Origin of the sequence: Amycolatopsis dendrobii (assembly GCF_014145675.1) — a bacterium.
Lineage (GTDB): Bacteria > Actinomycetota > Actinomycetes > Mycobacteriales > Pseudonocardiaceae > Amycolatopsis > Amycolatopsis dendrobii.
In genome coordinates this window covers 138,643-163,455 of the sequence record NZ_JACGZW010000005.1, presented here as the reverse complement: position 1 = coordinate 163,455, position 24,813 = coordinate 138,643, and the positions used below count along the sequence as shown (strand labels likewise).

General features: G+C 69.2%; 23 protein-coding genes. 21 read left to right on the top strand and 2 right to left on the bottom strand.

The window, feature by feature from the left end; genetic code table 11:
* Positions 1-36: 36 nt before the first annotated feature.
* From H4281_RS15760 to H4281_RS15670, 19 genes are all read left to right on the top strand, one after another.
* A complete protein-coding gene (locus H4281_RS15760) occupies positions 37-1,026 on the top strand; it encodes an acrylyl-CoA reductase family protein (RefSeq protein ID WP_182891665.1) in 990 nt (329 codons plus the stop codon).
* An 11-nt stretch (positions 1,027-1,037) separates the two neighbouring features.
* Positions 1,038-2,441 (top strand): CoA transferase, encoded by a 1,404-nt coding sequence (locus H4281_RS15755; RefSeq protein ID WP_237599183.1) that lies wholly within the window; start codon positions 1,038-1,040, stop codon positions 2,439-2,441.
* An 88-nt stretch (positions 2,442-2,529) separates the two neighbouring features.
* Positions 2,530-3,126 (top strand): TetR/AcrR family transcriptional regulator, encoded by a 597-nt coding sequence (locus H4281_RS15750; protein WP_182891664.1) that lies wholly within the window; start codon positions 2,530-2,532, stop codon positions 3,124-3,126.
* 21 nt (positions 3,127-3,147) lie between these two features.
* Positions 3,148-3,810, top strand: coding sequence for a VC0807 family protein (locus tag H4281_RS15745; protein ID WP_237599184.1), 663 nt, complete (start codon positions 3,148-3,150; stop codon positions 3,808-3,810).
* Positions 3,810-4,529: an SDR family NAD(P)-dependent oxidoreductase gene (locus H4281_RS15740; RefSeq protein ID WP_182891663.1), complete on the top strand. Its 720-nt coding sequence runs from the start codon at positions 3,810-3,812 to the stop codon at positions 4,527-4,529. Before H4281_RS15745 ends, H4281_RS15740 begins: the two co-directional genes overlap by 1 nt.
* A gap of 277 nt (positions 4,530-4,806) precedes the next feature.
* Complete coding sequence (locus H4281_RS15735; protein WP_182892105.1) at positions 4,807-5,307, top strand: MarR family winged helix-turn-helix transcriptional regulator; 501 nt, start codon at positions 4,807-4,809, stop codon at positions 5,305-5,307.
* 727 nt (positions 5,308-6,034) lie between these two features.
* Entirely contained in the window at positions 6,035-7,303 is a 1,269-nt protein-coding gene (locus H4281_RS15730; protein ID WP_182891662.1) for an FAD-dependent monooxygenase, read from the top strand.
* A gap of 41 nt (positions 7,304-7,344) precedes the next feature.
* On the top strand, positions 7,345-8,739 hold the full coding sequence (locus H4281_RS15725; protein WP_182891661.1) for an MFS transporter: 1,395 nt from the start codon (positions 7,345-7,347) through the stop codon (positions 8,737-8,739).
* 25 nt (positions 8,740-8,764) lie between these two features.
* Positions 8,765-9,643 (top strand): FAD binding domain-containing protein, encoded by an 879-nt coding sequence (locus H4281_RS15720; protein ID WP_182891660.1) that lies wholly within the window; start codon positions 8,765-8,767, stop codon positions 9,641-9,643.
* Positions 9,643-12,036 (top strand): xanthine dehydrogenase family protein molybdopterin-binding subunit, encoded by a 2,394-nt coding sequence (locus H4281_RS15715; protein ID WP_182891659.1) that lies wholly within the window; start codon positions 9,643-9,645, stop codon positions 12,034-12,036. The genes H4281_RS15720 and H4281_RS15715 overlap by 1 nt, the downstream gene beginning before the upstream one ends.
* Complete coding sequence (locus H4281_RS15710; RefSeq protein WP_182891658.1) at positions 12,033-12,539, top strand: (2Fe-2S)-binding protein; 507 nt, start codon at positions 12,033-12,035, stop codon at positions 12,537-12,539. The genes H4281_RS15715 and H4281_RS15710 overlap by 4 nt, the downstream gene beginning before the upstream one ends.
* Complete coding sequence (locus tag H4281_RS15705) at positions 12,536-13,189, top strand: SRPBCC family protein (RefSeq protein WP_182891657.1); 654 nt, start codon at positions 12,536-12,538, stop codon at positions 13,187-13,189. Before H4281_RS15710 ends, H4281_RS15705 begins: the two co-directional genes overlap by 4 nt.
* Complete coding sequence (locus H4281_RS15700) at positions 13,176-13,835, top strand: isochorismatase family protein (protein ID WP_182891656.1); 660 nt, start codon at positions 13,176-13,178, stop codon at positions 13,833-13,835. The genes H4281_RS15705 and H4281_RS15700 overlap by 14 nt, the downstream gene beginning before the upstream one ends.
* Before the next feature lie 10 nt (positions 13,836-13,845).
* The gene (locus H4281_RS15695) at positions 13,846-14,688 is read left to right on the top strand and encodes an alpha/beta fold hydrolase (protein ID WP_182891655.1); all 843 of its coding nucleotides are present in this window, start codon (positions 13,846-13,848) and stop codon (positions 14,686-14,688) included.
* Between the two features lie 57 nt (positions 14,689-14,745).
* Positions 14,746-15,792 carry a 2,5-dihydroxypyridine 5,6-dioxygenase NicX family protein gene (locus H4281_RS15690; protein WP_182891654.1) on the top strand — a complete coding sequence of 349 codons (1,047 nt, stop codon included), beginning with the start codon at positions 14,746-14,748 and terminating at the stop codon, positions 15,790-15,792.
* Positions 15,789-16,559 (top strand): maleate cis-trans isomerase family protein, encoded by a 771-nt coding sequence (locus tag H4281_RS15685; protein ID WP_182891653.1) that lies wholly within the window; start codon positions 15,789-15,791, stop codon positions 16,557-16,559. Before H4281_RS15690 ends, H4281_RS15685 begins: the two co-directional genes overlap by 4 nt.
* A gap of 202 nt (positions 16,560-16,761) precedes the next feature.
* Positions 16,762-17,322, top strand: a complete 561-nt coding sequence (locus tag H4281_RS15680; RefSeq protein WP_182891652.1) for a hemerythrin domain-containing protein — start codon at positions 16,762-16,764, stop codon at positions 17,320-17,322.
* 16 nt (positions 17,323-17,338) lie between these two features.
* Positions 17,339-18,610, top strand: coding sequence for an ATP-grasp domain-containing protein (locus tag H4281_RS15675; RefSeq protein ID WP_182891651.1), 1,272 nt, complete (start codon positions 17,339-17,341; stop codon positions 18,608-18,610).
* Between the two features lie 15 nt (positions 18,611-18,625).
* Positions 18,626-18,856, top strand: coding sequence for a DUF2188 domain-containing protein (locus H4281_RS15670; RefSeq protein WP_182891650.1), 231 nt, complete (start codon positions 18,626-18,628; stop codon positions 18,854-18,856).
* 2 nt (positions 18,857-18,858) lie between these two features.
* Here the strand turns inward: H4281_RS15670 and H4281_RS15665 are convergent, their stop codons facing one another.
* A complete protein-coding gene (locus H4281_RS15665) occupies positions 18,859-19,749 on the bottom strand; it encodes an alpha/beta hydrolase (protein ID WP_182891649.1) in 891 nt (296 codons plus the stop codon).
* A 72-nt stretch (positions 19,750-19,821) separates the two neighbouring features.
* On the opposite strand from H4281_RS15665, the gene H4281_RS15660 reads away from it, so the two are divergent.
* Complete coding sequence (locus tag H4281_RS15660; protein ID WP_182891648.1) at positions 19,822-21,852, top strand: CocE/NonD family hydrolase; 2,031 nt, start codon at positions 19,822-19,824, stop codon at positions 21,850-21,852.
* Positions 21,853-21,856: 4 nt separating this feature from the next.
* Here H4281_RS15660 and H4281_RS15655 read toward each other — a convergent pair whose 3' ends face one another.
* Entirely contained in the window at positions 21,857-24,241 is a 2,385-nt protein-coding gene (locus H4281_RS15655) for a molybdopterin oxidoreductase family protein (RefSeq protein ID WP_182891647.1), read from the bottom strand.
* Between the two features lie 106 nt (positions 24,242-24,347).
* On the opposite strand from H4281_RS15655, the gene H4281_RS15650 reads away from it, so the two are divergent.
* Positions 24,348-24,797: a hypothetical protein gene (locus H4281_RS15650; RefSeq protein WP_182891646.1), complete on the top strand. Its 450-nt coding sequence runs from the start codon at positions 24,348-24,350 to the stop codon at positions 24,795-24,797.
* Positions 24,798-24,813: the final 16 nt, after the last annotated feature.

The window sequence follows — 24,813 nt, the reverse complement described above, 5'->3', positions numbered from 1 at the left end:
TTCCCTGTCAGGTTCCGGATTTCTAGCGTGGGAAGCATGGACCAGGAGACCTTCCCCGGCTGGGTCGCGCGCGCCGCCGGAGCGACGCTCGAGCAACTCGGCCCGGCGACGCTGGACGACCTCGACACCGCTGTCCGCGTGCGCTACTCCAGCATCAACTACAAGGACGCGCTCGCGTTGCACGGCCGCCCCGGCGTGCTCCGGCGTCATCCGCTGATCGCCGGGATCGACCTGACCGGCGAGGTGCTCAAGTCGCGGCATCCGCGTTGGAAGGCGGGCGACGCAGTCACGCTCAACGGCGCTGGCCTCGGCGAAGACCTGCACGGCGGTCTGGCGGGCCTCGCCGCGGTCAACGGCGACGACCTCGTGCTCGTCCCCGCGCAACTCGGCCCGCTCCGCGCGGCGGCGATCGGCACGGCCGGATTCACCGCCGCGCTCAGCCTGCTGGCTTTGGAACGCCACGGCCTGGCCCCGGAAACCGGACCGATCCTGGTCACCGGTGCGGGCGGCGGCGTCGGCTCGGTCGCGGTAGCGCTGCTCGCGGCGGCCCGGTACGAGGTCATCGCCGCCACTGGCCGCCCTGCCGAGCTGTCTTCGCAGCTCACGGCGCTGGGCGCCGCGCAGGTCCTGGACCGCGCTTCGGTGCTCTCCTCTGGCAAGCCGTTGGGCAAACAGCGCTGGGCAGGCGTGCTCGACGCGGTCGGCGGCCCCGTGCTTGCCGGTGCGCTCGCCGGCCTGCAACACTCCGGCGTCGCGACGACCTGCGGACTCGCCGGAGGTGCGGAGTATCCCGGCACCGTCCTGCCGTTCATCCTGCGCGGCGTCTCCCTGCTCGGGATCGACTCGGTCCGCACGCCTCCGCTCCGTCGCGAGGCCGCTTGGCAGCGCTTGGCGCAGCTGCTCGATCCGGCGCTCCTGGATTCCGTGACGCGGGTCGTCCCGCTGTCAGACGCCAAGGACGCTGCCGCTTCGCTCTTGGCCGGCACCGGTACCGGCCGCACCGTGGTCGACGTCGCTTCGGCCTGAAAGGGAAGAACATGGATGCCTTCGAAGAACTGATGTCCCTGCGCGACGCTCCGCGTCCCGCGGCCGACGAGGTCACGATCACGGGCTCGGACCCGCTTTTCGCGTCGCCGTTCCGGATCGGCGAAACCCTCGCCGCCGCCCTCGCCGCCCGCGCGGTCGCCGCGAACGACCTGTGGGAGCTGCGGACGGGACGTCGGCAGAAGATCGGCGTCGACGTCCGCGCCGCAGCGGCCACCGCACTAGGCGGCGAAGACATGACGCTCATCCGCGCCGCGGACGGCTTCTTCCGGCCTGCCCCGCTTTCGCCTGCTGTCGAGCGCATGGTCGCGCTCACCCAGCCTTGGCCGACCGCCGACGGACGGTGGTTCCTGCCGCACTTCAATCTGCCGCATCTGGAACGCCGGGTACTGGATGTTCTCGATTGCGAGGCGACACCTTCCTCCGTTGCCGCCGCCGTGGCCAAGTGGAAGGCCGACGATCTGGAAGACGCCATCGCCGCTGCTGGCGCGTGCGGGGGAGTGGTGCGGACACCGGAGGAATGGCTCGCGCATCCGCACGGCGCCTATCTGGCTTCACGCCCGGTCGTCGAGATCACCAAAATCGCGGACAGCGCTCCTTCTCCGTTGCCCGATGGTGGTGCTTCGCCGCTCGCGGACGTCCGGGTCCTGGACCTGACTCGCATTCTGGCCGGCCCCACTGCGGCGTTGAGCTTGGCCGAACACGGTGCGAATGTGCTGATGGTGACCGCTCCGCAGCTTCCGCAGGTGGCACCGTTCGTCCGGGACACCAGTCATGGCAAGCGAAGCACTTACCTCGATTACTCCACAGTGGACGATGCGGACCGGTTGCGTTCCTTGGCCGGCACGGCCGATGTGTTCGTCGAGGGCTATCGCCCGGGTCGGATGTCGGCCCATGGCTTCGGCCCGGAGGATCTCGCCGCGCTGCGTCCGGGAATCGTTTACGTGAGCGTGAACTGCTTCGGTTCCGGCGGTCCTTTCGGGATGCGTGCCGGGTGGGACCAGGTCGCGCAAGCCGTGACTGGCGCCTGTGTGATCCAGGGCGGCGACCGTCCACAGTTGACTCCGGTGTACCTGTGCGATTTTCTCACCGGCTTCCTGGCGAGTTACGGCGCGATGCTGGCGTTGGCGCGGCGGGCGCGGGAAGGCGGGTCGTATCACGTGCGGGTTTCGCTGTGCCAGTCGTCGATGTTGTTGCAACGGCAGGGGTTGTTGGCTGATTACGCGGACGCTCCTGGTCGTCTTTCGCCGGGGGAATTCGAGCGCTACGCGGTGGTCGACGACCGTACGATTTATGGCGATCTGAAGAGCCTCGGTCCGGTGATCCGGATGAGCGAGACCCCGCCGCGGTGGGAGGGGACTACCCCGGAGCTGGGGAGTTCGCGGCCGGAGTGGTGACCCGGCGGCTGCGCGCGTCCGGTGCCCTGGTGTGTTTGATCTGCTCATGGTAGTTTTGATTCGGGCAGATAAAACAGCAGGTGAGGCGATGGACCGGACATTCACCAACCAGGCGCGGCGCGCGCAGATCGTGCAGGCGGCGATCGAGACGATCGCGGAACTCGGCTATGCCAAGGCGTCCTTCGCGCAGATCACCAAGCGGGCTGGACTGCGCAGCCCGCGGATGATCTCGTACCACTTCGCCGACAAGAACGACCTGATCCGCCAGATCGCCGTCGAAGTCTTCACCGCCGGCGCCCGGTACATCTACGAACACACTGAGGCCGCGGAGACCGATCAGGGCAGGCTCCGCGCCTACCTGGAGGCCAACCTGCGCTTCCTGCGCGACCATCCGAAGGAGGTCGCGGCGTTGACCGAGATCGGCAAGCACCTGCGCACCGGCGAGGGCGAGGCGTACACCTCGACCGGCGCGCAGGAGGTCAGCGTGCGGAGCCTGGAAGCCTTGCTGGAGCAGGGGCAGTCCAGCGGCGAGTTCCGGGAGTTCGACGTCCGCTCGATGGCGATCATGATCCGAGCGGCGGTCGACGGCGCCGCACAGCGACTGCACGAGGAACCGGAATTCGATTTCGACGCTTATTCCGGCGAAGTCGTCGCCGCTTTCGGTTTCGCTACTCGGAAACAGTGACTCGTCAGGTCAGGGGGAACCATGATGACCGGAAAACCTGCCGTGCTCGGCAGCCTGAGACAGCTTCCGCTTCTGGAGGTTCTGGCGCCGCTCGCCGTCTTCTACGGTCTGCGCTGGCTTGGGGTGAACCAGTTCGTGGCGCTGCTGGCCGGCAGTGTCATCCCCGTTGTCGGTGCGGTCCGCGGTCTCGTCGCCGAGCGGCGGGTTTCGGGGGTGCGGCTGTTCGTGCTCGGAACGATGGCGGTGACCGTCGCCGGTTCGTTCGTCACCGGAAGCCCCCGTGCACTGCTGGTGCGCGGCGCCGTGCTCACCGTCGCGCTCGGCCTTTTCCTGTGCGCAACCCTGTTTTTCCGCCGCCCTTTCCTGTATGAGGCTGCCCGTAGTGTCCTCGGCGAAGAAAAACAGCGTGTCTGGGAACGGAATTGGGACGATTTTCCGCCGTTCCGGCAGTTGCTGTGGCGGATCAGCCTGATCTGGGGCATTGCCTGCCTGGCCGACGCCGCGATCCGGGTTGCCGTCGCGTTGCTGCTGCCGGTCGACGTCGTGCCGGTCTTGGACGACGGACTCCTTGTCGTCACTTTGCTGGTCCTTCTGGCCGTTCAGCGTCTCTACGGCAGGTCTTTCCTGCGGCGCAACGGGCTTCGGCTGCACGGTGTGCGCCTCGTTCCGCTGGAGAAGGCGTGATGCGCGCGGCCTTGATCACCGGCGGGGCCAGCGGCATCGGCGCCGCCGCTGCCCGCCGGTTCGCCGCCCGGGGGATGCGTGTCGTGCTCGTCGATCGCGACGAGGAGCGGGGCGTCGCGGTGGCCGCCGAAGTGGACGGCCGGTTCGTCGCCGCCGACGTCGGATCGCTGGCGGGCAACGAACGAGCGGTGCGCGCGGCGGTGGAGGAGTTCGGGCGAGTGGATGTCGTGCTGCTCAACGCAGGCGTGCCGGGCCGGTGCGGCCTGGCTGATTTCACCGAAGAGTCCTATCGGGACACTATGCGGACCAATGTGGACGGTGTGGTCTACGGCCTGCACGCTTGCCTGCCGCAGTTGCGCGGTCAGGGCGGGGGCTCGGTCGTCGTGACGGCGAGTTTGGCCGGGCTCACCGGTTCGCCGGACCTGTTCTACGCGACCAGCAAGTACGCCTTGGTCGGCCTGGTCCGGTCGGCCGCGCCGCACCTGGCCGCGGACGGCGTCCGGATCAACGCCCTCTGCCCCGGTCTGGTCGGCACGCCGATCATCGCGGGATTCCGTCCGGCGCTGGAGAAAGCCGGACTACGGATAGCCGACCCCGCCGAAGCCGCGGCGGCTGTCGAGACGATCGCGGCGGGGGGAGGGACCGGGGGCGCGTGGGTGGTGCAGGCCGGTCGCCCGGCGAGTCTTGTGCCTGTGCCGGAAATACCGCTCGCAGGCTGAGGAGCACCCGTCTTCCAGAAGAGCGCGCTCCATCGCGGATCGCTGGCGACGGCGTGGAAGCAGCGGTGGTTCGATCGGGTGGCGGCGCAGCTCGCTTTGACGGGCGGGGCTGCCTTGTTCGACCGGAATCAGGGGAAGCCGTCCGGAGTTGGCTGAGCCGTACTTTGTCCGGGGACGTACTATTATCGGCGGGCAGGGATGCGGGGACAGGCTCCGGCGGGCCGGACGGGCTGCTGGGGCGCGGGTGCGTAGTTAAGGTCGAGGGATGTCGACAGCAGTGGGTGGGTCAGCGAAGGGCGGCTCGCGGGCGGGGCGTCGGGTGAGTCTGGAGGCGCCCGCGGATCTCGCCGCGGCGCCGGGGTACGGGGCTCGGCGGCTGTATCAGGCGTATTTGGCGGCTTGGAATCGGCATGTCGACTCGGTGCTGACGGGGCCGCAGTTCGCGGTGCTGTCGGCGGTGCGGGCTTATCCGGGGTTTGATCAGACCGCGTTGGCCAAGGCGGTCGCGCTGGATACGTCGACGATGGCTGATGTTTGCCGGCGGTTGGAGAATCGCGGGCTGATTGTCCGGGGGCCGGCGCCGCATGATGCCCGGGCCAAGGTGCTGACGTTGACTGAGGACGGGCTGGCTGCGTTTCGCGAGGTGACTCGGCGGACGCGGAAGCTGGATCAGGCGTTGCTCGCGGGGTGCCCGGAGGAGCGGCGGGGGGAGATCGCGGGGATGTTGAACGAGCTGGGGGCGTTGTGGGAGGCCGTTGCCGAGCGGCCGGAGATCTGAGGGTTTTCGCGGTGGGTGGCTCGTCGCCTGGCGGCGACATCGGCCCGGTCTTGGGTTGCGTGGGGCACCCCGTTGGCCCATTGTGCTGACGGTTCGGGGGTGCTTGTCAAGGCGGGAAAGATGCCTTGACAAGCACCCCCGAACCGCAGGGCGGCTTCGTATCGGGGTGCGGGGGAGGGGCTGGGTGCCTCGCTGGTCGGGTGCACCGGCTGCGGTGTCGTAGGCGGGCGGGGCTAGCGCCCCAATGTGGCATTGGGTGCGTCAGGCGCACCCAATGTGGCGTTCGGTGCGTGGGACGCAACCAATGCCACATTGGGGCGCATCCCGCCGCGCGGACCTCGGTATCGCGTGCCGGGTTCGTCGATGGGGCAAGGATTCCCGTCCGCTGTTGGGTGACCTGCATGGTGCGCATCGCGGGGATGGTGTGGTGGTCCGTGAAGGGCCTTTGGGGGAAGCGGAGCCTGCGAAGGGGGCGTTCGTGGCCGGACGGCCGGTCGTGAGGGGAACCTGAGGTACTCAGGGTGCCCCTCGCGGGTGGGCTGGGCGGTCCGAAACCGAGGGCTGCCGTGTCGCCTCGTTCGGTGACTGTCCCCGCACCCAGCGCGGCCGAAGCAAGCTCTTCGCCACGAAATCCATCCTGGACTATTGCGTGTTCGGATAATCCGTGTTCGGATTAAACCCGTCCGGGGCGGTAAGCGGAGACGGCTAGCGGGTAGGAGGTCGGCAGGTGGCGGCGAGTCAGTCTTTCGAGGTAGTGGTCGCGGGGGGCGGACTGGGCGGGCTGTGTGCCGCCCTGTCGTTGCGGCAGCGCGGGTTGCGGGTCACGGTGGTCGAGGCGGCGCCGCAGCTCGGGGAGATCGGGGCCGGGATTCAGACCGCGCCCAATGCCAGCCGGATTCTGATCGGGCTGGGGTTGCGGGCCGAACTGCAGCGGGTCCGGTGCGAGCCGCAGGATCAGGTTCGGCGGCGGTGGGCCGACGGCAGCATTATCGCGCAGTTGCCGCTCGGGCAGCGGGTCGTGGACAAGTACGGGGCGCCGTATTGGCATTACCACCGGGCGGATCTGCATTCGGTGCTGCTGCGGGCGTGTGTCGACCCGGACGGGGCCGGGCCGGTGGTGAAGGTGGCTACCGCGGCGAAGGTGGTCGACCTTGATCGGGGGAACCCGGAGAGGCCTGCCGTGATCACCGAGGACGGGCGGCGGTTCGAGGGCGACGTTGTCGTGGGCGCGGACGGGATTCGTTCTGCGGTAAGGGATCTCGCGGGGTTCGACGACACGCTCGCGTTTTCCGGTGAGATGGCGTACCGGGCGTTGATCCCGGGGGATTCGATCGCGGCGGATCCGGCGACTCGGTTCCTGGTCGACCGGTACCACTCCACGATTTGGTACGGGCCGGACAAGCACCTCGTCCACTACCTGATCCGCGGCGGCGAGTATTTGAACGTGGTGGCGATCGTGCCGTGCACGGAGGAAGTCGAGAAGAACTGGAGCGCGCCGGCCAGCGCGGAGCAGCTCGCGGCCGAGTACTCCGATTGGGACGACCGCGTGCCGATGATGTTGTCGAAGGCCAAGGACGACGTCTCGGTCTGGGCGATGTACCGGCGGCGGCGCGATCCGGTGTGGGTGGACGGGCGCGTCGCGCTGCTCGGGGATGCTTGCCACGCAATGCTTCCGTACCAGGCGCAAGGAGCGTCGCAGGCGATGGAGGACGGGGCGGTTCTCGCGGAGGAATTGGGGCAGGCGACGCGCGAGGGGATCGACGCCGCGTTGACCCGGTATGTGCACCGGCGCGCCAAGCATGCTGGGATGGTGCAGGACGCGTCCTTGCAGAACATGAGTTTCTACCACCTGCCGGACGGTCCGGCGCAGCGCGAGCGCGACGAGAAGCTGCGCAGCTTCGACGGCGAGTCCGATGTGTCCTACGACTGGCTGTGGAACGGGACTCCGCTGAACGACCCCGACAACGAATCGATCCACTACCAGTTCGCCCGATAGCACGAAACGGCACACGCAGACTTCGCAAAGGAGCAAAGGCTATGCGTACCGGAGACCAGGTGGTCCAAGACTTGCCGTGGCGCTGGCGCGTCCAGGGCAAGATCTTCCTCATCGGCGGGCTCGGCTACATGTTCGACGCCTGGGACGTCGCGCTGAACGGCTTCCTCACCCCGTTGGTGGGCACGGAATTCGGGCTGTCGGCGACGCAGCGGGGATTCGTCGCCACGGCCAATCTCATCGGCATGGCGGTGGGCGCGGTCGCGTGGGGGACGGTCGCGGACCGGATCGGGCGGAAGCGGGCGTTCAGCATTACGTTGCTGTTGTTCGCGTTCTTCTCGGTGTTCGCGGCGTTGTCGCCCAATATCGAGGTGTTTCTGCTCCTTCGGTTCCTCGCCGGAGTCGGGCTGGGCGGCTGCATTCCGGTGGATTACGCCATCGTCAGCGAGTTTTCGCCGCGCAAGCAACGCGGCCGGGTGCTGTCCGCGATGGACGGATGGTGGCCGATCGGCACGACGCTCGCGGGGGCGTCCGCGACGCTGCTGGTTCCGGTTTCCGGGAACTGGCGGTGGATGCTGGTGCTGATGATCCTGCCCGCGGTGCTGTTGTTCTGGGCCCGGCGCGGGGTGCCGGAATCGCCGTTGTACCTGGTGCGCAAGGGGCGCGAGGCGGAAGCCCGGCTGGTCATCGACGATCTGGTCGAGCGTACCGGTGCGCCGAAGGAGCCGTACCGGATCCCGGCGGCGATTCAGGAAGACAAGCGCGGCGGCGGGTTGTTCGCGGCGGTCGACCAGTTGCGCCGGGTCTGGGCGTACAACCCGAAGGTCACGGGCGTGGCGTGGGCGCTGTTCATCACCGTGATGCTGGTGTACTACGCCGCGCTGAGCTGGATGCCGTCGATCCTCAAGGCGCAGGGCTTCGGGGAGATCGCCGCGTTCGCTTCGACCACTTTGATGAACGCGCTCGGTATCGTCGGCGTCGTGGTGGCGGTGTTGCTGGTGGACCGCATCGGCCGCAAGCGGGTGATCGCCGCGGCCGGGCCGCTCGCCGCGGTCACGCTGGTGATTTTCTCGCTGGTGCTCGGGTCTGCGGGGGCCGCGGTGGTGGCGATCGGCGCGTTCGGGCTCTTTTCGCTCGTCGTCATCCCGGTGATGTACGCCTTCGTGTCCGAGCTGTACCCGACGGAGCTGCGCGCCTCGGGCTTCGGCTGGGCGTCATCGTCGAGCCGGGCGGTCACCGGGTTCGCGCCGCTGCTGTTCGGCAGCGTGCTGTGGCCGGTGCTCGGGCTGCCGCTGACGTTCACGCTGCTCGGCCTGCTCGTCGTCGGAGCCGTGGTGTTCATGGTCTTCTGCGCGCCGGAAACCCGGGGCCGGGAGCTGGACCGGATCGACGGCGACACCGCGCCCGCGCCGGAGCAGTCCGAACTGGACGCAGTCTGATTCGCCGCAGCAGAAAGGGAAACGCATGAAGCCCGCCGCGTTCGCCTACCATCGGGCGCACGACGTCGCCGACGCCGTCGGCCTGCTTTCCGACCTCGCCGGGCAAGGGCGGGAGCCGAAAGCGATCGCGGGCGGGCAGAGCCTGATGCCGATGATGAGCTTCCGCCTGGCCCGCCCGAGCGACCTGGTCGACCTCGGGCGGCTGCGGGATGTGCCGGGGATGACCGACATCGTCCAGGCCGGTCCGACGCTGCGCATCGGCGCGATGACGACGCACCGCCAGGTCGAGTTGGCCCAGCTCGGCCCGGGTTTCGCCGTGCTGGCGGAGGCGATGCGGTACGTCGGGCATCTGCCGATCCGGTCGCGCGGCACGGTCGGCGGCAGTCTCGTGCACGGCGACGCCACCGCGGAGTGGTGCATGCTCGCGCTGCTGCTGGACGCGGTGATCGTCGCCGAAGGACCGAACGGCCGCCGCGAAATCCCGGCCGGGGAGATGTTCTACGGCTTCTACGCGACCGCGGTCGAGGCGGACGAGGTCGTCACCGAGGTCCGGTTCACCCGGGCGGCTCCGAAGGCCGCGTTGACCGAGTTTTCCCGGCGGGCCGGGGATTTCGCGACGGTCGCGGCGGCGGTCACGCTCGAACCTCGCGCGGACGGGTCGCTGGCGGGCGGGCGCGTGGTGCTCGGCGGGGTCGCGCCCGCGCCGTTGCGGGTTCCGGAAGCCGAGGAGGTGCTGGCGGGCGGCGAGCCGGGGCCCGAGTTGTTCGCGGCGTGCGGCCGGGCGGCGGCCGAGGCGATCGATCCGCGGAGCGACGCGCAGGGGAGCGCGGACTATCGGCGCGCGTTGACGAGGACGTTGGTGGCTCGGAGTTTGGGCCAGGCTTGGGAGAGGGGAGAGCGTTGATGGCCGGCAAGCCCGAAGAACCCCGCTTCGACGGCCGGGGCGGAAGGTGGATCGGCGCGTCCGTGCGCCGTCGCGAGGATCCGCGGCTGGTCACCGGCCGGGGAAGGTTCGTTGACGACATCCATCTCCACGGGATGCTGCACGCCGGATTCGTGCGGGCGACCGTCGCGCACGGCAAGATCGCCGAGCTCGACCTCGGCGCCACCCGCGAGGTGGACGGCGTCGTAGCCGCGTACTCGGCGGAAGACCTCCAGCTCGGCGACATGGTCGCGCTGCTGGACCGTCCGCCCGAGGAGTTCACGCCGACCACGATGCCGATCCTCGCGCGCGGCAAGGTGCGATTCGTCGGCGAGCCGATCGCGCTGGTCATCGCGAAGGATCCGTACGCGGTCGAGGACGGCATCGAGGCCGCGCAGGTGAGTTACGAGGTCCTCGACGCCGTCGTGTCCGAGGAGACCGCGCTCGCCGAGAACGCGCCGCTGGTGCACGAGGACGCGCCGAGCAACGTGCTGCTGGACGTCACCTCGTTCGACACCCCAGGCGTGGACGAGGCGTTCGCGGAGGGGTGCGTGATCGAACTCGTCACCCGCAGCGGTCGGCAGAACGCGTTGCCGCTGGAGACGCGCGGCGCGGTGGCGTCCTGGGACGACCGCGACGAGCAGCTTCTCGTCCAGACGTGCAGCCAGGTGCCGCACCAGGTCCGTACCGTGCTGGCGCGTTCGCTGCGGATTCCGGAGCGTTCGGTGCGCGTGGTCGTCCCGGACATGGGCGGCGGCTTCGGGCAGAAATGCGTGGTGGGGCGGGAGGAAATCGCGGTCGCGGCGGCGGCGAAGCGGTTGCGGCGTCCGGTCAAGTGGATTGAGGACCGCAGCGAAGCGCTCGCGTCCGGGTTCCTCGCCCGCGAGCAGCGGTACCGCACCCGTGCCGCGTTCACCCCGGACGGCGAGTTGACCGCGCTGGAGTCCGACATCGTCTGCGACATGGGCGCGTACTCGTGTTATCCGTTCACCGTCGGCATCGAACCGTTGATGGCGGCGGCGGAAATGCCGTCGGTGTACCGGGTTCCGGCCTATCGCGTGCGGGCACGGGCGATCACCAGCAACAAAGCGCCGACCGCGCCGTATCGCGGGGTCAGCCGTCCGCAGTACGTCATGGTGATGGAGCGGATCATGGACCTGGCCGCGCGCGAGCTCGGCCTCGACCCGGTGGAGATCCGCCGCCGCAACGTGATCACCGAGTTTCCGTACGTGGGCGTCAACAAAGTCACCTACGATCCGGGCAGCTACCTCGAATCGCTGGAGCTGGGCGAGAAGATCCTCCGCGACGAGGGCTGGTACGAGCTGCGCGAGAAGAACCCGCACATCGGCATCGGCTACAGCTGCTTCTCCGAGCGCACCGGCTACGGCTCCGAGGCGTTCGCGAAGCGCAAGATGACCGTCGTGCCCGGGTTCGACGTGAGCGAGATCCGGATAGACCTCACCGGTTCGGTCGTGGTCACGAGCGGCACGATCAACCACGGGCAGTCCCACGAGACGACGTTCGCGCAGATCGTCGCGGAACGGCTCGGCGTAGATCTCGCCAAGGTCAAGCTGCGGCAAGGCGACACCGAACGGATTTCCTACGGCTGGGGCACTTTCGCGTCCCGATCGGTGACTATCGGCGGTTCCGCGGTGGCGACGGCGGCGACCCGGCTGGGCGAGCAGCTCTGCGTCATCGCGGCGCACCTGATGGACACCCGCGTCGAGAACGTCGGCCTCGACGGCGACGGCGGAGTGATCCAGCTCGACGACCCCAGCCGGCGGCTGTCGTTCGAGGAGATCGCCGACGTCGCGTACCTGCGCAGCCATCTGCTGCCCAAAGAAGCCGAGCCGACGCTCACCGCCACCGCGGCGTTCGACGTCCCCGGCGACGGCACGTTCTCGAACGCTACGCACGCGGTCGTGGTGGAGGCGGATCCGGGCACCGGCCAGGTGAAAATCCTCCGCTACGCCTGCGTCGAGGACTGCGGCGTGGTGATCAACCCGAAGGTCGTCGACGGCCAGGCGCGCGGCGGGATCGCGCAGGGCATCGCCGGCGCGCTGTTCGAGGAGGTCACCTACGCGGAGAACGGCGAACCGTCGGCGGCGAGCTTCATCGACTACCTCGTCCCGACCGCCGCGGAGATCCCCGACATCACCGTCGACCATCTCGAAACCCCTTGCGCCTTCACTGAAAGCGGCGCGAAGGGAGCGGGGGAGGGCGGCACGATCGGCGCGCCCGCCGCGGTGCTGAACGCGGTCAACGACCTTCTCTGGCACACCGGGGTCCAGCTGGAGCAGACCCCGATCCACCCCGAGGCCGTCCTCGCCGCGCTCACCGCGGCCGACCGGGAGAAAGCGGGTACCGGCGCATGACCGACAAACAGCTGATCGTCCTGACCGTCAACGGCGAGGAGCACGAACTGCTCGTCGAACCGCGGTGGACGCTGCTCGACGTGCTCCGGCACAACGTGGGCCTCACCGGCACGCACGTCGGCTGCGAGCACGGCGTGTGCGGGGCGTGCACGATCCTGGTCGACGGCGAACCGGTGCGCGCCTGCCTGATGTACGCCGTGCAGGCGGAAGGCTGCGCCGTCCGGACCGTCGAAGACCTCGGCACCCCGGAGGAGCCGAATGATCTGCAACAGGCGTTTTCGGAACACCACGGCTTGCAGTGCGGCTTCTGCACGCCCGGCTTTCTCATGCTCGCCGAGGGGTTCCTCGCGCAGGAACCGTCGCCGACGCGCGAGGAGATCCGGGAGACGGTGTCGTCGAACCTGTGCCGCTGCACCGGGTATCAGACCATTGTGGACGCGATCGAGGCGACCGCCGCGCGGCGGTGCGCGCGATCCGGCAGGAAAGAGGACGCGGTCCGATGATTCTCGAGAACACCCTTGACCTTCCCGGCGATCCGGACACGGTGTTCGCGCTGCTCAACGACGTCGAGCGGGTCGCGGGCTGCCTGCCGGGCGCGGTGCTGGAGGGCCGGGACGGCGAGTCCTATCTCGGCAAGGTCAAGTTCAAGGTCGGCCCGGTCAGCGCCGCGTACGCGGGCAAGGTCCGGTTCACCGAGATCGCCGAGGGCGAGCGACGTCTGCGGCTGTCGGCCCGGGGCGCGGACAGCCACGGCAACGGCGACGCGGAAGCGGACGTCACGCTGACGCTGGCGCCCGGTCCGAAGGGTTCGTCGCTGAACCTGCACACGGATCTCGTGGTGCGGGGCAAGATCGCGCAGTTCGGCAAGGGCGCGATCAGCACGGTGTCGAACCGGATCCTGCAGCAGTTCGCGCAGAACCTCGGTGCGCTGCTGGAAAACGGCGGCACCGCAGCGGAACCGGCCACAGCTACGACTGCTGCCGCGCCTGCGTCGGATTCGCTCGACGGACTGGCGATGCTGCTCCCGCCCAACGCGAAGCGCTACCTCCCCGTCGTCGCGGCGGGCGCGCTCGGGCTGTTCCAAGGCTGGCTGCTCGGCCGCGTCCGGTCGCAGCACAAACTGATCAAGGAGCTGCTGCGTGAACGCGCCTGAGAACGGACTGCACGGAACCGAGACCGATCAGACCTACGCCCGCGCGGGGTTCGGCGCCGCGGTGCCGAGAGGAACCGCGCCGGTGCTGGTCGTGGTCGACCTTACGCGCGGCTTCACCGAGCCGGAATTCCCCTCCGGCGCGGACCTTTCCGCCGAAGTCGAAGCCGCCGGCGCGCTGGTCCGGGCCGCCCATGAGAGCGGAGCCCCGGTCGTCTACACCGCGATCAGCTACACCCCTGCCGAGGCGGACGGCGACGCGATCGCGTGGCTGCGCAAGGCTCCCGGCATGCGCAGCCTGCGCGACGGAAGCGCCGCGGTCGCGCTCGATCCCCGGCTGGAACGGCACGACGCCGACCACCTGATCGTCAAGAAGGGCGCGTCCGCGTTCCACGGAACAAGCCTCGCCGCGCTGCTCACCGGACTTGGCGCGGACACCGTGCTGGTCTGCGGCGCGACGACCTCGGGCTGCGTCCGAGCCACGGCCGTCGACGCGGTCCAGTCCGGTTTCAACACGCTTGTCGTCCGCGAAGCTTGCGGCGACCGCGCGAGGGGGCCGCACGACGCCGCTCTCTTCGACCTGCAAGCCAAGTACGCCGACGTGATCGGCCTGAGCGAGGGCGTCGAGCTGCTCGCCAAGGCCCGCTAGGAGTTCCCGCATGTCTTCAGTTTCCGACCGGGTGCTGACTCAGCCCGCGCTCGCCGACCTGGCGGACGTCCCGGCGAAAAGCGTCTGGGTGCGGTCCGGTCCCGTCCGGCTGCACGTCCTCGACTACGGCCCGGCCGACGGCGTCCCGCTCGTGGTCCTGCCCGGGATCACCAGCCCGGCGATCACCATGGACTTCGTCGCCCGCGAGCTGACCGACCTCGTCCGCCCGCTGGTGCTCGACATCCGCGGCCGCGGGCTGTCCGACGACGGGCCCGGCTGCGACCTCGACGCTTACGCTGCCGACGTCAAGGCCGTCATCGACCAGCTTCAGCTGGCGAAGCCGCTGCTGTTCGGCCACTCGATGGGGGCGCGGATCGCGGCCAAAGCCGCGCTGTCCGGCGGGATCGCGGGCACTGTCCTCGCCGACCCGCCGATGAGCGGCCCCGGACGGCCGTACCCGACCTCGCTGGCGGTCTTCGAATCGCAACTGGACCAAGCGCAACGAGGGACCGACGCGGACGAGGTCGCCGCCTCGTGGCCGCGATGGCCGCGCCGGGAACAGGAACTTCGCGCTCGCTGGCTCGCTTCGTGCTCTCGTGCCGCGATCGCAGCCACGCACGCGGGCTTCGAATCCGAGGAATTCCTTCCGCTGTGGGAAAACCTGCCCGGGCCGGCCGTGCTGCTGTACGGCGCGGAGAGCCCGGTGGTGACCGCAGCGGACGTCGCGGTGCTGGAGAAATCGGCACATCCGCTGGCAGCCGTGGCGGGCGCCGGGCACATGATCTTCTGGGACGAACCGCAGCCCGCCCTGCAAGCGCTGCGCTCGGCGCTGAAAGACGTGCTCGCCCGCTGACCCCGGCGTGTTTTTCGTACTCGGATAATCCGTATTCGGACAATCAAGGAGGTCGCCATGGACCAGAACCTGTTCAACGACATCTGCTTGCGCCAGCTGACTTTTTCCGGCGTGCACGAGGGCGAGACGGTCGTCGTGCTGACGCGAGGCGCCGAGCGCGCGGAGTACGCGGACGCCTTCCTCTGGGCCGCCCAGCAACTCGGCGCGGCGACCTATCACATGCGGCTGCCGTCGCCGGCGAGCGCGTCCGGCGCGTGGGCGGTCGGGCAATCCGGTCTTGACCAGCTGCCGCTCGCGGTGGAGGCGCTGAAGGCCGCGGACATGGTCGTTGACTGCACGTTCCTGCTGTTCAGCGCGGAGCAGTTCGCGATCCAGGCGGCCGGCACCCGGATCCTGACCGCTGTCGAGCCGCCCGAGCTGCTGGCCCGGCTGATGCCGACGAAGGAACTGCGCGAGCGCGTCGAGATCGGCGCGGAACTGCTGGCCAAGGCCAAGACCATGCGGATCACCAGTCCGCACGGGACGGACGTCACCTACCAGCTCGGCGTGTACCCGACGATGAGCGAGTACGGCTACACCGACCAGCCCGGCCGCTGGGACCACTGGCCCGCCGCGTTCGTGTTCACCGGCGGGTCCGACGACGGCGTGGACGGCAAGATCGTGCTCGCGCCCGGCGACGTGCTGCTGCCGTTCAACACCTACGTGCAGACTCCGGTGGAGCTGACCATCGAAAAGGGCTTCATCCAGGACATCCGCGGCGGCGCGGGCTCGTCCGGCCTCGACGCCGACCTGCTGCGCAGCTACATCGAGTCCTTCCACGACCCGCGCGGCTACGGCATGTCGCACGTCGGCTGGGGCCTCGACGAGCGGGCGCACTGGCACGGCCTGACCCAGTTCCCCGGCGGCATGGGCATGGAACTGCGCAGCTTCTACGGCAACGTGATGTTCTCGATCGGCCCGAACAACGAACTCGGCGGCCCGAACGACACGGCGTGCCACTTCGACATCCCGATGCGCGGCAACAGCCTGTACCTCGACGACGAGCTGATCGTCGACGCGGGCGAGCTGACCGTGCAGGACATGCGCCCGGCGGCGAAGCGATGACCGACCACCACATCGGGATGATCGTCCCGAGTTCGAACCTGACCATGGAAACCGAGCTGCCGCGGATGCTGCGCGCCCGCGAGGAGCGGTACCCGGAGGACCGGTTCGTCTTCCACTCCGCCCGCGCGCGGATGCAGCACGTGACGCCGGAGCAGTTGCGCGCGATGAACGCCCAGGCTGAGCGCGCGGCGACCGAACTGGCCGACGCGCGGCCGGGCGTCGTGGCGACTGCGTGTCTGGTCGCGATCATGGCGCAGGGGCCGGGTTATCACTGCACCGCAGAGGATTCGATCACCTCGGCGCTGCGCGCGGAGGGCTCGGACGCGCCGGTGGTTTCGTCGGCGGGCGCGCTGTTGTCCGGGATCGCCGCGCTGGAGGCGAAGCGGGTCGCGATCGTGACGCCGTACATGAAGCCGCTGACCCAGGCAGTCGTCGAGTACCTGGAGGACGCGGGCGTCGAGGTGGTCGATTCGCTCTCGCTGGAGGTGCCGGACAACCTGGCGGTGGCGCGGCTGGACCCGGCGGATCTGCTTGCGCACTACCGGAAACTGGACTTGTCGCGGGCGGACGCGCTGGTGTTGTCGGCGTGCGTGCAGATGCCGTCGCTGCCGTCCATTCAGCCGGTCCAGGACGCGGTGGGGATCCCGGTGCTTTCGGCGGCGACGGCTACGACGTTCCGGATTCTCAGCGAGCTCGGCGTGCGACCGGAGGTGCCGGGGGCGGGGCATTTGCTGAGCGGGAAGGTGCCGGCGGCGCAGGCTGCCTGATCCGCCGGAACCGCGAGGACAGCCGCAGTGGCTCGCCGCGCTGGGCGGGGCGAAGGTTGGTGAGGGGAACCCTGAGGAAGCTCAGGGTTCCCCTCCCGTGCTTCACCGGAACCACGCGGCGGCGGCCGGGTAGTTCCGCTTCGGGTGGTTGCCGTGCGGCACAACGGGTAACCGGAGGTTTCCCGACACCCGAGGAGGCAGCATGGCCGCACCCACCAGGACCGACCTGATCACCGTGATCACCGACGACCACCGCGACGTCGAGCGGGTGTTCGCCGAACTCGAGAGCGAACCCGAGGCCGGGAACCGGAAAGACGTGGTCGACCACGTGATCGCCGAGCTGGTCCGGCATTCGGTCGCTGAAGAGCAGCTCATGTACCCGGCCGCGCGCGAGCACCTCGACGACGGCGACCAGATCGCCGACCACGAGATCGAGGAGCACGCCGAGGCCGAGAAGCTCATGAAGCAGCTCGAGCGCAAGAATCCGGGCGAACCGGAATACGAACAGTTGCTCGCCAAGCTCATCGCCGACGTCCGGCACCACATCAAGGACGAGGAAAACGACCTGCTGCCGCGGCTGCGCGAGGCGTGTTCGGCCGAGGAGCTGGACCAGCTGGGCGAACGGGTGCTGGCGGCGAAGAAGATCGCGCCGACCAGGCCGCATCCGCACGCGCCGAGCAAGCCGCCGGCGAATCTGATCCTCGCGCCGGGCGCGGCGTTCGTCGACAAGATCCGCGACGCGCTGACCGGACGGAAGAGCTGAACGGAAGAGCTGAACGATGAATGACGAGGTGTTCGTGCTCGGTCTTGACGAGGAGAACGAGCGCATCCTGAAAAGACTCCCGTCCGCGGCCGGGCTGCGGTTCCGCCCGCTGCTCAGCCCGGACGAGCTGCAGCACGGCGAGATCGATTTCCCCGACCTGATGAAGAAGGCCCGCCAGCAGCTGGACGATTTCGACGGCGAACCCGCCGCGATCGTGACCTACTGGGACTTTCCGGCCGCCACGATGGCCCCGCTGCTGTGCGAGGAGCACGGACTTCCGCACGTGCCGCTCCCCGCGGTGCTCAAATGCGAGCACAAGTACTGGAGCAGGCTGGAACAGCGGAAGGTGATCGACGAACTGCCTCCGTTCGGCATCGTCGACCTGGACGGGGACCCGCAGCCGCCGCCGGGAGTGGACTTCCCGATGTGGCTGAAGCCGGTCAAGGGATTCTCGTCGGAACTGGCGTTTCACGTGCGGGACAAGCAGGGCTTCGCCGACGCCGTCGGGGAACTGCGGGAGGGCGTCGGACGGGTCGGCGATCCGTTCGAGGACGTGCTGCGCCGGGTCGAGCTGCCCCGCGAGATCGCCGAGGTCGGCGGGGCCGCGTGTTTGGCCGAATCGGAACTGCACGGGGTGCAGGCGGCGGTCGAGGGGTATGTCCGGAAGGGCGAGGTGCACGTCTACGCCGCGCTGGATTCGGTCGATTTCCCCGGCCGGTCCTCGTTTTTGCGCCACCAGTACCCGTCGCAGCTGCCGGACGAGACGGTCCGCCGGATGTCCGACATCGCCGAGCGCGTGATGCGCCAGGTCGGCTTCGAGAAAGGCACGTTCAGCATCGAGTTCTTCTGCGACCGGCAGTCCGGGCAGGTGTGCCTGCTGGAGATCAACCCGCGGCACTCGCAGTCGCACGCGGAGCTGTTCGAGCTGGTCGACGGCGTGGCCAACCACGAAATCATGGTCCGGCTCGGGCTCGGCCAGGAACCGCACTTTCCGCGCGGCCGCGGCCCGTACCGCATCGCGGGCCGCTGCTACCTGCGCCGCTTCGACGGCGACGCGGTGGTGACCCGGATTCCGAGCGAGGCCGAGATCGCCGCGTTGTGCCGGGAACTCGGCGGCACGACGATCTCGATCACGCCGGGGGAGGGCCAGCGGTTGTCGGATCTTCCGGAGCAGGACAGCTATTCGTTCGAGCTGGCAGAACTGATCATCGGGGCGGACACCGAGGACGAACTCGAAGCGAAGTACGCGAAGTGCGAGGAGCGGCTGCGTTTCGAATTCGAGGACTGAACAGGAGGACAGAGGGTGGACGGCGACGTCGAGACGCTGTATGAGAACCAGCTGTGGAAGAACCGGATCGTGGGGCATCAGCGGGCGGCGAACACGGCGAAGTCCCGTGCGGAAGCGGTGAAAACGGGGCGGCATATGGCGAAGGCTCGGCGGACTGTCCACATTGTCCGGTCGGAGGACGGGACAGTGGCAAGCCGCGACGACTACCGGACCAGTCGTCGCGGCGTGCCGCTGCCGCCGGAATGACGCTACCGGCGGAGGATGCGTTCGAGATGGTTGCGCGCCTGGCGGCCTTCGGGGATCTGCTGCATGAGCCAGTTGTGGAACATGCCGGGGTACTCGGCGTAGTCGACGTCGATCCCGGCGTCTTGCGCGCGGGAGGCGAAGCGGCGGGCGTCCGGGAGAAGGACGTCGCGGGTGCCGATGAACAGGCTGAACGGGCCGAGCCCGGTGAGATCCGCGTAGAGCGGGCTGATCTGCGGATCGTGCGGGTCGGTGCCCTCGGCGTACATCTTGCCCGCCTCGCGCAGGCCGGTGATGCCGAGCATGGGGTCGTGTTCGTCCAATACGACCGAAATCGGGTCTTCCAGCGTCACGTCCAGCCACGGCGAGACGAGGATCGTCTGTTTCGGCTGCGGCCGGCCCTCGTCGCGGAGCCGTTGCGCGACCGACAGCGCGAGCGCGGCACCGGCCGAATCCCCGGACAGGACGGTGTTTTCCGCTGGCTCGGCACCGAGCGTCTGCTCGAACGCGGCTTGCACCATCGGGATCGTCTCGACGTTGCTGTGCCGCGGGACGAGCGGATAGATCGGCAGCGTGACCGTGCAGCCGAGCCGGCGCACCAGGTCAGCGGCGAATTCCCAGTGGTGTGATTCGATTTCCTCGACGTAGCCGCCGCCGTGCAGGTGAAAGACGTGCAGCCCGGCCTTCGCACGCGGCCGCACGGTCCAGCACGCGAACCCGTGCACCTCCCGGTGTTCGAGGTCGAAGTGCTTGCGCAGCTTCCGCGGCGGCCGGGCTTGCGACGGCCGCTGGTGGCGGTGCAGGCGCTGGTGCAGCACGCGGGCGTCGTCGTAAAAGGCCTTCTGCCGCGTCGCGCGCAGATACGCCTGATACAGCTGGGCTTTCATGCTGATCATGCGGAACGGGTACCCGGTTTCCCGCCGCGGGCAACACCGTTTCGCTCGCGCGGCGCCGGGTACCCGGCAGGCATGATCACGCGCGCTCTTCCCTCGTTGCCGTACGAGATCATGGAGGACGAGGACGTCCGGATCCCGGTTTCGGACGGCACCCGGCTGGCGGCGCGGATCTGGCGGCCCGCCGGATCGGAATCGCTGCCCGTGCCGGGGATCGTCGAGTACATCCCGTACCGCAAGCGAGACCTGACCTCTGTCCGCGACTCGATCCACCACCCCTATCTTGCCGGGCACGGCTACGCGTGCGTGCGCGTCGACCTGCGCGGCTCCGGGGAGTCGGAAGGCGTGCTCGCGGACGAGTACCTGGAACAGGAACAGCAAGACGCCGAGGACGTGCTGGCCTGGCTCGCCGACCGGCCGTGGTGCGACGGGCGCACCGGCATGATGGGCATTTCCTGGGGCGGGTTCGCCGCGCTGCAGGTCGCGGCGCGGAAACCGCCGAGCCTCGGCGCGATCGTCATCTCCTCGTTCACCGACGACCGGTTCGCCGACGACATGCACTACATGGGCGGCTGCCTGCTGTCGGACAACATCGCCGAGTCCGGAACGATGTTCGGCGAAGCCACGATGCCGCCCGATCCGGCGCTGGTGGGGGACCGCTGGCGCGACATGTGGCGGGAACGGCTGGAAAACTGCAGTCTGTGGGCCGAACAGTGGCTGCGGCATCAGCGTCGCGACAGCTACTGGCGGCACGCGTCGGTTTCCGAGGACTATTCCGGGGTGCAGTGCCCGGTGCTCGCGTCCAGCGGCTGGGCCGACGGGTACTCCAACGCGGTCACCCGGCTGCTGGCGCATCTCGACGTGCCGTGCCGCGGGCTGATCGGGCCGTGGTCGCACAAGTACCCGCACCTCGGCGAACCCGGCCCCGCGATCGGCTACCTGCAAGAGGTCGTGCGCTGGTGGGATCACTGGCTGAAGGACGTCGACAACGGCGTCATGGACGGTCCGGTCCTGCGCACGTGGATGCAGGAGAGCGTGCCGCCGTCGACGTCCTATGAGGACCGTCCCGGCCGCTGGGTCGGGGAGGCGCAATGGCCTTCGCCGCACGTCCGGCCGACGGAGCATGTCCTTGCCCGGCACCGGCTTGCCCGGCCTGGCGAGTCGGTGGCCGAGGAGCCGTTGAGCGTCGCTTCGCCGTTGTCGGTCGGGCAGTTCGCCGGGAAGTGGGCTTCGTACAGCGCGCCGCCGGATCTGCCGTATGACCAGCGCGAGGAGGACGGCGGGTCGCTCGTGTTCGACACCGACGTGCTCACCGAGCGGTGCGAAATCCTTGGTGCGCCGAGGGTGCGGTTGCGAGTTTCGGCCGATCAGCCGGTGGCGATGGTGGCCGCGCGGCTGTCGGATGTCGCGCCGGACGGCCGGGCGACGCGGGTGACGTACGGCCTGCTGAACCTCACGCACCGGGACGGTCATGAGGAACCAAAACCGCTTGCCCCGGGCGAAGAGTGCACTGTGGACGTCGAGCTGAACGGGGTGGCGCAGGCGTTTCCGGCCGGGCATCGGATCCGGCTGGCACTGTCCACTTCGTACTGGCCGCTCGCGTGGCCGCCGCCGAAACCGGTGACGCTCGCCGTGCGGACCGGTGCCAGCGCGCTGACCCTGCCGGTGCGGCCCACCGGCGAGCCGGACGAGGTCGCCCCGGACGAATTCGGCGAGCCGGAGGGGACGCCGCCGCTGCCGGCCACGCAGGTGAGCCAGCCGGAGCAGAAGTGGACGGTGTCCCGGGACCTGGTCGAGTACCACTCGGCGCTGGACGTGGTGAAGAATTCCGGCACGATCCGGTACGACGACATCGATCTGGAGATCACCCGCGACGTGCACGAGCGGTACACGTGGGTCGCGGACGATTTCTGTTCTCCCGCGGCGGAGACCTCGTGGACGGTGACCTTCCAGCGGGATGACTGGCTGGTGCGGACGGAGACGTATACGCGGGTCAGCTGCACTCCGGAGGAGTTCGTGATCGACGCTCAACTGGACGGGTACGAGGGCGATCGGCGGCTGGTGTCGCGGAACTGGCATCGCCGGGTGCCGCGCGACCTGGTGTGAGGGGTCAGTCGACGAGCTGTTCGGACACCGCCCGGTCGCCGAGCGCGATGGTTTCCTTCGGGGTTCCGTCGGAGACCTTGCGCAGCGCCGCGGCGGCCGTCTTGAACAGCGGCTGCTTCGATACCGGATCCCAGTCCGTGATGGTCAGCTCGTTGGCCGCGCGGACGCCGTCCTCGCCGCTCGGGTCGGCGGTGTCCCAGTAGCCGTAGTGGAATGGCAGGAACAGGACCCCTTCGCGGATGCCGCACGGGCGTGCCTTGGCGCGGACACGCCCGCGCGGCGTGCGGATCTCGAGCAGGTCGCCCTCGGCGATCCCGGCTCGCTCGGCGTCCCGGCAGGACAGTTCGGCCCAGACTTCGGGGGCCGCGGTTTCCAGCTGCGGTGCGCGGCCGGTCTTCGTGCGGGTGTGGAAGTGGTACAGCGTCCGCCCGGTGATCAGCGCGAACGGGTAGCCGGCGCTCGGCGGTTCGGTCGGCACCAGGTATTCCGCGGGCTTGAGCATGGCTTTGCCGTGCGGGTTGTACTCGCGGTATTCCTCCGGCTCGACTGGCTCGCCGGTGTGCAGATCCTTGCCGTATTCCTCGCAGTAATCCGGATCGGCGAAGAACTTGCCGTCCGCGTAAAGGCGTTCGGCGCCGTCCGGATGCGCTTCGTCGACCGGCCACTGCACCCCGCTGATCACGCGGAGCTTCTCATAGGACAGTCCACTGTAGTCACACGGCCGTCCGGCGGACGCCTTTTGCCAAGCTGCGTACGCAGATTCCGCGTCGTGCCAGGGCGGGAAGGCGGCGCCGTCACGGTCGCGCAGGTCCATTCGGCGGGCATAGTCGAGGAATATGTCCAGGTCCGGTCGCGCTTGCCCGGGCGGATCGACCGCTTTCTCGGACAGATGCACGGTGCGATCGGCGTTCGTGAACGTTCCGGTTTTCTCGCCCCACATCGCCGCGGGCAGCACGACGTCGGCGAATTCCGTGGTTTCCGTCGGGAACGCGTCCTGCACGACGAGGAAAAGGCTGTCCTGGCCGAGAATCTTCCGCACCCGCGCGAGTTCGGGCAGCGACACCGCCGGGTTGGTCGCGGAGATCCACCAGAACCGCAGGTCGCCGCTCTCGGCGAGGCCGAGCATCTTCATCAGGTGGGTCGGCGGGCCGTCGTGCGGGATCTGCTCCATCGGCACGTTCCACAGTTCGGCCAGCTGCGCCACATGCGCGTCGTTGTTCCAGTTCCGGAATCCGGTGAGATCGCCGTCGGCACCGCATTCACGGGTGTTCTCGGCGGTCGGCTGGCCGTTCATCTGCAGGACGCCGCAGCCTGGTTTGCCCAGCATTCCGCGCAGCAGCACGAGGTTGTTCACCTGCACCGCGGCGGCGGTCGCCTGGTGCGATTGGTAAAACCCCTGCAGCACCGTGCACAAGAGCCGGTTGGTTGTCCCGACCAGCCTTGCCGCGGAACGGATCTCGGCTGCCGCGACCCCGCAGATCGACGCCGCGCGCTCGGGCGGATAGTCGCGGACGACCTTGACGAGATCGTCGTAGCCCACGGTGTGCTCGTCTGTCCAAGCCTTGTCGCACCAGCCGTGGTGGATGACCTCGTGCAGGATTCCGTTCATCAGCGCGACATTCGTGCCGGGCAGCGGGGCCAGATGCAGCTCAGCGGCTTCCGCGACCGGGGTTTTCCGAGGATCGACGCAGAGCAGGCGCGGCGGCTGCGGACCGGCGAGCCGGTCGAGGATGCGGGACCACAGAACCGGTTGCGTCGCGGCGACGTTGTGCCCGAACAGCGCGATGACGTCGGCGTGGTCGATGTCGGTGTAGGAGGACGGCTGGCCGTCGCAGCCGAAGCTCTCCTTGAGCGATTCGCCCGCGGTCGCGGTGCACAACCGCGTGTTGCCGTCGAGGTGGTTGGTGCCGAGCGCGCCGCGGGCGATCGCGGCCAGCGTGTAGTACTCCTCGGCGAAGAGCTGTCCGCTGGTGTAGAAGCCGAGCGAGCTGGGGCCTTCGGTGTCGAGCAATGCGCGGCTGCGCTGGACGATCCGGTCCATCGCTTCGTCCCAAGTGGACTCGCGGAGCACGCCGTTGTCGCGCACCAGCGGCGTACGCAACCGGTCCGGTGCGTTGTTGGCCTGCCAGCCGAAGAGATCCTTGGGATCGAGCCGTCCGCGGTTGACGCGATCGTCGGCCCGGCCGCGGACGCCGGCGATCCGGCCGTCCTTCACCGCGATGTCGAGGCCGTCACCGTTGGAGTGCAGGACCGCGGCGGTGCGGACCCAGCGGTCGACGTCGCCTGCCGTCACGCCGTCAGCGAGATGGCTGTCGACGCGCACCGGCCAGTCCTCGCCCGGACCGTACGGCGTGCGCGTGCCCCATGGTTCGGCGATTCCGTCCCGCACCCTGTCTCCCTCTGTCGGCCGACTCGCCCGGATACCCCGGCAGGCGGCGGCCAAACTCCGGGTTTCGCCCGCGAGACCTCGGGTACGCCGCCGGGAGGAGGCGCAGATGACTGACCGGATGCTCGTAGTCCTGGACGAAGCCGCGAAAGCCGAGGTCCCGCCCGGCTGGGGGCAGGCCGCACCGGAGCACCGGATTGTGCCCTGTCCGCCGGGCCGGGCGCCCGCGCTGCTCGAAGAGGCCGCGGGCGCCAAGCCGCTGGCCGATGTGCTGGCGGGGGGCCAATTGGTGCCGGTCGCGTTGCGGCTGGCCGAGCGGTACCCGGACGCGGTGCGGTCGGTCCTGCTCGTCGGGCCCGATCCGGACGGCAACGGCCGCGCGTCCCGCGAGTGGTTCGCCGCGCACGGCGCACGCGTCGCGTCGGCCCGCGAGGCCGGGGTCGAGGTCGAGGTGCTCCCGCACGGCCCGGCCGGCGCTCCGCTGACCGAACCGCGGGTCGCGGCGGCCGTGGCGACGACGCTCGACCGGCTTCCCTCGGTCCGCCGCCCGGACTGGTGACGTGAGGAGGAACGAA

Bases quoted from the DNA above. Each gene is read 5' to 3' on its own strand.
- H4281_RS15745 (WP_237599184.1), top strand. From the start codon at position 3,148: ATGATGACCGGAAAACCTGCCGTGCTCGGCAGCCTGAGACAGCTTCCG.
- H4281_RS15760 (WP_182891665.1), top strand. From the start codon at position 37: ATGGACCAGGAGACCTTCCCCGGCTGGGTCGCGCGCGCCGCCGGAGCG.
- H4281_RS15705 (WP_182891657.1), top strand. From the start codon at position 12,536: ATGATTCTCGAGAACACCCTTGACCTTCCCGGCGATCCGGACACGGTG.
- H4281_RS15685 (WP_182891653.1), top strand. From the start codon at position 15,789: ATGACCGACCACCACATCGGGATGATCGTCCCGAGTTCGAACCTGACC.
- H4281_RS15740 (WP_182891663.1), top strand. From the start codon at position 3,810: ATGCGCGCGGCCTTGATCACCGGCGGGGCCAGCGGCATCGGCGCCGCC.
- H4281_RS15660 (WP_182891648.1), top strand. From the start codon at position 19,822: ATGATCACGCGCGCTCTTCCCTCGTTGCCGTACGAGATCATGGAGGAC.
- H4281_RS15680 (WP_182891652.1), top strand. From the start codon at position 16,762: ATGGCCGCACCCACCAGGACCGACCTGATCACCGTGATCACCGACGAC.
- H4281_RS15690 (WP_182891654.1), top strand. From the start codon at position 14,746: ATGGACCAGAACCTGTTCAACGACATCTGCTTGCGCCAGCTGACTTTT.
- H4281_RS15710 (WP_182891658.1), top strand. From the start codon at position 12,033: ATGACCGACAAACAGCTGATCGTCCTGACCGTCAACGGCGAGGAGCAC.
- H4281_RS15695 (WP_182891655.1), top strand. From the start codon at position 13,846: ATGTCTTCAGTTTCCGACCGGGTGCTGACTCAGCCCGCGCTCGCCGAC.
- H4281_RS15755 (WP_237599183.1), top strand. From the start codon at position 1,038: ATGGATGCCTTCGAAGAACTGATGTCCCTGCGCGACGCTCCGCGTCCC.
- H4281_RS15650 (WP_182891646.1), top strand. From the start codon at position 24,348: ATGACTGACCGGATGCTCGTAGTCCTGGACGAAGCCGCGAAAGCCGAG.
- H4281_RS15725 (WP_182891661.1), top strand. From the start codon at position 7,345: ATGCGTACCGGAGACCAGGTGGTCCAAGACTTGCCGTGGCGCTGGCGC.
- H4281_RS15750 (WP_182891664.1), top strand. From the start codon at position 2,530: ATGGACCGGACATTCACCAACCAGGCGCGGCGCGCGCAGATCGTGCAG.
- H4281_RS15715 (WP_182891659.1), top strand. From the start codon at position 9,643: ATGGCCGGCAAGCCCGAAGAACCCCGCTTCGACGGCCGGGGCGGAAGG.
- H4281_RS15665 (WP_182891649.1), bottom strand. From the start codon at position 19,749: ATGATCAGCATGAAAGCCCAGCTGTATCAGGCGTATCTGCGCGCGACG.
- H4281_RS15720 (WP_182891660.1), top strand. From the start codon at position 8,765: ATGAAGCCCGCCGCGTTCGCCTACCATCGGGCGCACGACGTCGCCGAC.
- H4281_RS15675 (WP_182891651.1), top strand. From the start codon at position 17,339: ATGAATGACGAGGTGTTCGTGCTCGGTCTTGACGAGGAGAACGAGCGC.